This window comes from Mesorhizobium sp. WSM4306 (genome assembly GCF_007003975.1).
Taxonomy (GTDB): domain Bacteria; phylum Pseudomonadota; class Alphaproteobacteria; order Rhizobiales; family Rhizobiaceae; genus Mesorhizobium.
Genome location: NZ_VFTC01000014.1, coordinates 160,302 through 167,586, shown reverse-complemented (window position 1 = coordinate 167,586; position 7,285 = coordinate 160,302). Strand labels below are relative to the sequence as shown.

Here is a 7,285-nt window from a genome sequence, read left to right as displayed (position 1 = left end):
CAAGAAGCTCGCTCTGCGCCAAGCCGCATGACCAGCGACATGGCCGCCCCTTTTTGCAGAACTTGACGCACACAACCGATTGCGCCTTTTTCATGCAGCGGTGATATGGCGCCGTTGCCGCCTTGTCCGAACACCTCTTGCAACACGTCTATGGGCTAAGACATCTTTGGTTGTAGATTGAGGGATCGGTTAACCGCGAATCCGGTACACAGGCAGGCAAGCGGGGTTTCGGGCAATGACGGGCGGAAAGTGGAGGCTGAGTCATTTGGCTGCGCTGCTCGGCGCGCTGGTGCTTTCGGCCGTCGCCACCACTGAACCGCAAGCCGCTTCGCGTGTCTGCCGGCAGCTGGAAGCCGAGCTTGCTTCTTCATCGAATGGCGGGGGCAAGTCCGGCATGGTGCGGAAGTATGACAACGCCATCGCTCGCCAGCTCGAACAGTTGTCAAAGGTGCGCGGTCGTGCGAGCGATGCGAATTGCGGGTTTTCGCTGTTTTCGCGCAACGTCAGCCAATGTGCTGCGCTGAACAGCAGCATCGATCGCATGAACGCCAATCTCGATGCGTTGCAAGCCAAGCGCGCCCAGCTTGCCGGCGGGGGCTCGCGGCGCGACCGCAGCCGCATCCTGGCCGCGCTCGACGCCAATGGCTGCCGCGACGAGCCGGCGCCGCGCCGGCAGGAGCAAGAAGCCAGCCGCGAACCCGACGACGGCAATCTGTTCGACCAGCTTTTTGGCGGCAGCGGGCAGATCGACACGCTCGATCAGCCCGACGATCCCGACGAAGAGCGCAATGTGCGCCGCGTGCTCAATCAGCCCGGCGTGCCGGATTTCCCGGCGGTCGGTGGCGAGTTCCATACGAGTTGTGTGCGCACCTGCGACGGCTATTTCTTCCCGATGTCGAATTCAGCCTCGCTGGGCGATTTCGAGCGCGACCAGAAGAACTGCGAATCGAGTTGCCCCGGCACCGAGATGCAGGTGTTCTATTCAAGCGGCATGGATGACGATTCGGCCAACATGACCTCGTCGGTAACCGGCAGGCCCTATAGCGAACTGCCGACCGCCTATCTCTACAAGCAGCCCAACATGTCGCGGCCGCCGGCCTGCGGCTGCAATGCGCAGGCCGGAAATTTCGAGATCATCGGCGGTAACCCGCCACCGCCCGAACAATCGCAGCCTGACACCCAGGCGACGCCGTCCATTCCGGTGCCGGCGGCAAAGCCCGATGCCGGCGCGGATCCGGAGACGCTGGCCAACATGCAAGGTGGGCTGGGCCGCGACGCCATCAAGCGACTTGCCGTCAAACCGGCGGTGTCGCCGGTATCGCTGATCCCGCCCGACCAGCGCAAGGTCAGGGTCGTCGGGCCAGCGTTCCTTCCCGACCCAGCAGCGGCAATAGATCTGCAAGCTCCGGCCCGGAAGCAAGTCCGGTAAGCGCCAGCCTCAGAGGCATGAACAGCGCCTTGCCCTTGCGGCCGCTGGCTTCCCTGATCTTGGCCGTCCAGTCCTTCCAGACCGTGCCGGTCCATGGCTCTTCCGGCAACAGGTCGAAAGCCTGCTGCAGGAAGTCTCGATCCTCATCGGAAAATTCCGGCGCCGGCTGCGGCCGGTCGGCAAGGATACGCCACCAGCCGACCGCGTCGCTCAGCCGGTCGATATTGCCGCGCACCGCCAACCAGAACGGCTCAGCCTTGTCGCCGGAGATACCGAGCACGATCAGCCGGTCCTGCGCCTCGGAAAACGGCATGTGGTGCATGAGCGCGCGGTTGAGCACGAACAGCTCGTCCGGGTCGAATTTTGCCGCCGATTTCGAGGTGGCTGCAGGGTCGAAGCGCTCGGCCAGTGCCGGCATGTCATGCATGGCCGTGACATTTTCCGAGGTGCCGACAAGCACGGCGAGAGAAGCGACCGCCATTGGCTCGATGCCGTCCTCGCGCAGGCTCTCGATCGACAGAGCGCCGGTGCGCTTCGACAGCCCCTCGCCCGAAGCCGTGGTCAACAGATTGTGGTGGCCGAAGACCGGCGGCTCGGCGCCCAGCGCCTTGAACAGCGCGATCTGCACGCCGGTGTTGGTGACGTGGTCGTCGCCGCGGATGACGTGGCTGACCCCCATCTCGATATCATCCACCACCGAAGGCAGCGTGTAGAGATAGGTGCCGTCCTCGCGCCGCAGTACCGGATCGGACAGCGAGGCCAGATCAACGGTCTCCTCGCCGCGCACCAGATCGTTCCAGTGGACTTCGGTGCGTTCCGGCTGCAGCGGGTCGCTGGTGAAGTTGGGCAGCAGAAAGCGCCAGTGCGGCCGGCGGCCGTCCGATCGGTATTCGGCGATCTGCTCCTGCGAAAGCGTCAACGCCTCGCGGCCATAGACAGGCGGCAGGCCGCGCGTGCGGCGCACTTTTCTGCGCAGATCGAGCTCTTCGGGGGTTTCGTAGCAGGGATAGAGCACGCCTGCCGCCTGCAGCCGTTCAACTACCGCATCATAAGCCTCGAAGCGCCGCGACTGGTATTCGGTGGCATCGGGGAAAATCCCCAGCCAGTGAAGGTCGTAGAGGATGGCGTCGGAAAATTCCTGCTTCGAGCGGGCAATGTCGGTGTCGTCGAAACGCTGGATGAAACGGCCCTTGTTGTTCATGGCAAACAGCCAGTTGAACAAGGCGGTGCGGGCATTGCCGATATGAATGCGGCCGGTTGGTGAAGGGGCAAAACGGACGGTAACTGTCATGGGCGGGGCGTAACGGATGCTCTCAGAATTGACAAGACGCGCCCCCGCGCGACGCCAAAGACATAATGCACGCCAGCTAAAATGAAAAGGCTGGGGACCGAAGGCCGAAATGGCGGCGCCGGACCTGGCCCAAGGCGAATTCCGTCCAGGCGGTTTTCTATCCCCGTTATCCACATATGTGACACACAAGATGTTGGGGTCACAAAAGCTACGCAAACGAATCCTTGACGGCGCAAACCGAGTCGCCTTTTATGTGCCATGTGCTCTTGTTGAGGGCGCGACCGGAGAGTTCAGAGCCCGGTCTTTTTTCCCGGATTTTGTGCGTTTTTGCCCAGATTTCCGCCTGTTTACGAGGCTGGCGGAAGCGTTGGGATCGTGGGGCTTGGGGTGACGAAAGGGAGAATTGTCGGACTGGAAAAAATCATCTGTTAACACTATATTTAGTGTTTGCAGGCAGTCTCGACGCTAGATAATGTGAACCTCCCTCGAACGAGGGAATCGATCAAAGTTTCAGTTGAGGGACCCGCAAGGGTCGGTCTGCAGCCCGGGCAAACGCTTGGGAAGGCGTATTGCTGTCTGCATGCCGGCGCTTGCGAAAAGGAGAGTGCCGGCGCTGCTCGCAATGCCGGCAAACGGCGGACTGCGTTTTTCGGCTTGTGGGGCAGAAATCCCTGGGGAAAAGCGCTATATATAGACACAAAGGGACCGGACCAATGCGCATCGAGCGTCGCTTCACCAAGCCAGGACAATCAGCCTATGCGGAGATCGAATTCCGCAAGGCGCTGTCGGAGATCAAGAATCCGGATGGCTCGGTGGTGTTCCGTCTCGATAACATCGATGTGCCGGCGCAATTCTCCCAGGTTGCCGCCGACATCCTGGCGCAGAAGTATTTCCGCAAGGCCGGCGTTCCCGCGCGCCTGAAGAAGGTCGAGGAGAACGACGTCCCCTCCTTCCTGTGGCGCTCCGTTGCCGACGAGGTCGAGCTGGCGAAACTGCCGGAAGCCGAACGCTACGGCTCCGAAATCGACGCCCGCCAGGTTTTCGATCGCCTTGCCGGCACCTGGACCTACTGGGGCTACAAGGGCGGCTACTTCAAGTCGGAAGACGACGCGCTCACCTTCCGCGACGAGCTCGCCTACATGCTGGCCACCCAGCGCGTGGCGCCGAATTCGCCGCAATGGTTCAACACCGGCCTGCACTGGGCTTACGGCATCGATGGTCCGAGCCAGGGCCACTATTATGTCGACCCGTTCACCGGCAAGCTGACCAAGTCGAAGTCTTCCTACGAGCACCCGCAGCCGCATGCCTGCTTCATCCAGGGCGTGCAGGACGATCTCGTCAACGAAGGCGGCATTATGGACCTGTGGGTGCGTGAAGCGCGCCTGTTCAAATATGGCTCGGGCACCGGCTCGAACTTCTCGCTGCTGCGCGGCGAAGGCGAAAAGCTGTCAGGCGGCGGCCGCTCGTCGGGCCTGATGAGCTTCCTCAAGATCGGCGACCGTGCGGCGGGCGCCATCAAGTCGGGCGGCACGACGCGGCGCGCGGCGAAAATGGTCATTGTCGACGCCGACCATCCCGATATCGAGGAATTCATCGACTGGAAGGTCAATGAAGAGCAGAAGGTCGCCTCGCTGGTCACTGGCTCCAAGATCGTCAAGAAGCATCTCGAAGCGATCATGAAGGCCTGCATCAATTGCGAAGGCAATGCCGACGACTGCTTCGACCCGGCGCTCAACACCGCGCTGAAGCGCGAGATCAGGGCGGCCAAGAAGTCGGCGGTGCCGGAGAACTACATCTATCGCGTCATCCAGTTCGCCAAGCAGGGCTACACCTCGATGTCGTTCAAGACCTACGACACCGACTGGGATTCGGACGCCTACCTCACCGTCTCCGGCCAGAACTCCAACAATTCGGTGTCGCTGAAGGACAATTTCCTGCGCGCCGTCGAGGACGACGCCGACTGGCACCTGACCGCCCGCAAGGACGGCAAGGTGCTGAAGACGCTGAAGGCACGCGACCTGTGGGAAAAGATCGGCTACGCCGCCTGGGCGTCCGCGGATCCCGGCCTGCATTTCAATACGACGATGAATGACTGGCACACCTGCGCTTCGGCCGGTGCGATCCGGGCTTCCAACCCGTGCTCGGAATACATGTTCCTCGACGACACGGCCTGCAACCTCGCCTCGATCAATCTGCTCCCCTACCGCAATGCCGACGGCACGATCGATATCGCCGCCTATGAGCACACGGTGCGGCTGTGGACCGTCGTCCTCGAAATCTCCGTCATGATGGCGCAGTTCCCGTCCAAGGAGATCGCCAAGCAGTCCTACGAATACCGCACGCTCGGCCTCGGCTACGCCAATATTGGCGGCCTCTTGATGACGTCTGGCATTCCCTATGACAGCGACGAGGGCCGCGCCATCTGCGCCGCACTCACCGCCATCATGACCGGCGTTGCCTATGCCACCTCGGCCGAGATGGCCGGTGAACTCGGCGCCTTTGCCGATTACGACCGCAATGCCCAGAACATGCTGCGCGTCATGCGTAACCACCGCCGCGCTGCCTACGGTGAAAAGGGCGGCTATGAGAAGCTCACCGTCAATCCGGTGCCGCTGGTCGCTTCCGACCTCAAGCAGCAGGACCTGGCCACGCATGCCAAGGCTGCCTGGGACCGCGCCATCGAACTCGGCGAAGAGCATGGCTACCGCAATGCGCAGGCAACCGTGATCGCGCCGACCGGCACGATCGGCCTGGTCATGGATTGCGACACCACCGGCATCGAGCCCGACTTCGCGCTGGTGAAGTTCAAGAAGCTCGCCGGTGGCGGCTACTTCAAGATCATCAACCGCGCCGTGCCGGAAGCGCTGCGCACGCTCGGCTATTCCGAGAGCCAGATCGCCGAGATCGAGGCCTATGCTGTCGGCCACGGCAACATGAACCAGGCGCCGGCGGTCAACCCCGGTTCGCTCAGGGCCAAAGGTTTCACTGATGAGAAGATCGCCGCGCTCAATGCGGCGCTGAAGTCGGCCTTCGACATCAAGTTCGTCTTCAACCAGTGGACGCTTGGCGCCGACTGGGTGAAGGAGACGTTCGGCTTCACCGACGAGCAGCTCAACGACTTCTCGTTCGAGATGCTGCCGTCGCTGGGCTTCTCCAGGAAGGACATCGAGGCCGCCAACATCCATGTCTGCGGTGCGATGACGCTGGAAGGCGCGCCCTTCCTCAAGCCCGAGCACCTCGCGGTGTTCGATTGCGCCAGCCCGTGCGGCAAGATCGGCAAACGCTCGCTGTCGATCAACAGCCACATCCAGATGATGGCGGCGGCACAGCCCTTCATCTCCGGCGCCATCTCCAAGACCATCAACATGCCCAACGATGCGACGGTGGAAGACGCCAAGGGCGCCTACATGCTGTCGTGGAAGCTGGCGCTGAAGGCCAACGCGCTCTACCGCGACGGCTCCAAGCTGTCGCAGCCGCTGAATTCCTCGCTGCTCGCCGATGGCGAGGAGGATGAGGACGACATGGTCGAGCAGCTGATCCAGGCCCCGGCGGCAGCGCGCGCGGCGCAGATCACCGAGCGGATTGTCGAGCGCATCATCGAGCGCGTGTCGCGCGAGCAGGAGAAGCTGCCGGGACGCCGCAAGGGCTACACCCAGAAGGCAAAGATCGGTGGCAACACCATCTTCCTGCGCACCGGCGAATATGACGATGGTCGTCTCGGCGAGATCTTCATCGACATGAACAAGGAAGGCGCAACGCTGCGCGGCCTGCTCAACAACTTCGCCATCGCCATTTCGCTCGGCCTGCAATACGGCGTGCCGCTCGACGAATATGTGCACGCCTTCACCTTCACCAAATTCGAGCCGGCCGGCATGGTGCAGGGCAACGACGCCATCAAGAGCGCGACGTCGATCCTCGACTACGTGTTCCGCGAACTCGCCATCTCCTATCTCGGCCGCAACGACCTCGCCCATGTCGACCAGTCGGACTTTTCCAACACGGCACTGGGACGCGGCATCAGCGAAGGCAAGACGGACGCGGTCTCCAAGGGCCTGACCCGTGGCGCCTCGCCGGTGAAGCTGGTGTCGCGGGCAACGAGCAGCGACCCGAAGGGCTTTGCCGGCGCCGGCACCCCTACCCGCTCGGCGCCCACCGCCTTCTCCGGCTCCAATGTGCTGGCGCTGAAGCCGGCCAGTGACGAGGCGGTCGCCTACAAGCGCGACTATGAGGAGCGGGCCAAGGAATTGGCCGAGGACATCGCCTTCGAGGAGGTTGTGGACGCGGCGTCCACCGACGCCACCGCAGCGCTGTTCACCGACGCCGCCGCCAATGAAGCGGCCGAGGCGAAAAAGCTCGCAGCCGACCGCCGCGCCAAGTCGCTGCTCCAGGGCTACACCGGCAACTCCTGCTCCGAGTGCCAGAACTTTACGATGGTGCGGAACGGGACGTGTGAGAAGTGCGATACTTGCGGCGCTACGAGCGGGTGCAGCTGAGAACTGATGCCGCTAAACCGTAAACATCGTCGGCCCGGTCGCAGGATCGGGCCGATTTGTTTGAGGGCCGCG

The 7,285-nt window shown here is 62.6% G+C and carries 3 protein-coding genes; 2 read left to right on the top strand and 1 reads right to left on the bottom strand.

Annotation, left to right across the window (positions count from 1 at the left end; translation table 11 throughout):
* Positions 1-235: 235 nt before the first annotated feature.
* On the top strand, positions 236-1,429 hold the full coding sequence (locus tag FJV77_RS18295; RefSeq protein WP_142868154.1) for a DUF2865 domain-containing protein: 1,194 nt from the start codon (positions 236-238) through the stop codon (positions 1,427-1,429).
* Here FJV77_RS18295 and gltX read toward each other — a convergent pair.
* Positions 1,347-2,720 (bottom strand): glutamate--tRNA ligase, encoded by a 1,374-nt coding sequence (gene gltX / locus FJV77_RS18290; RefSeq protein WP_142868153.1) that lies wholly within the window; start codon positions 2,718-2,720, stop codon positions 1,347-1,349. The genes FJV77_RS18295 and gltX overlap by 83 nt on opposite strands.
* Positions 2,721-3,433: 713 nt before the next feature.
* Here gltX and FJV77_RS18285 point away from each other — a divergent pair.
* Positions 3,434-7,213: a vitamin B12-dependent ribonucleotide reductase gene (locus FJV77_RS18285; RefSeq protein ID WP_142868152.1), complete on the top strand. Its 3,780-nt coding sequence runs from the start codon at positions 3,434-3,436 to the stop codon at positions 7,211-7,213.
* Positions 7,214-7,285: the final 72 nt, after the last annotated feature.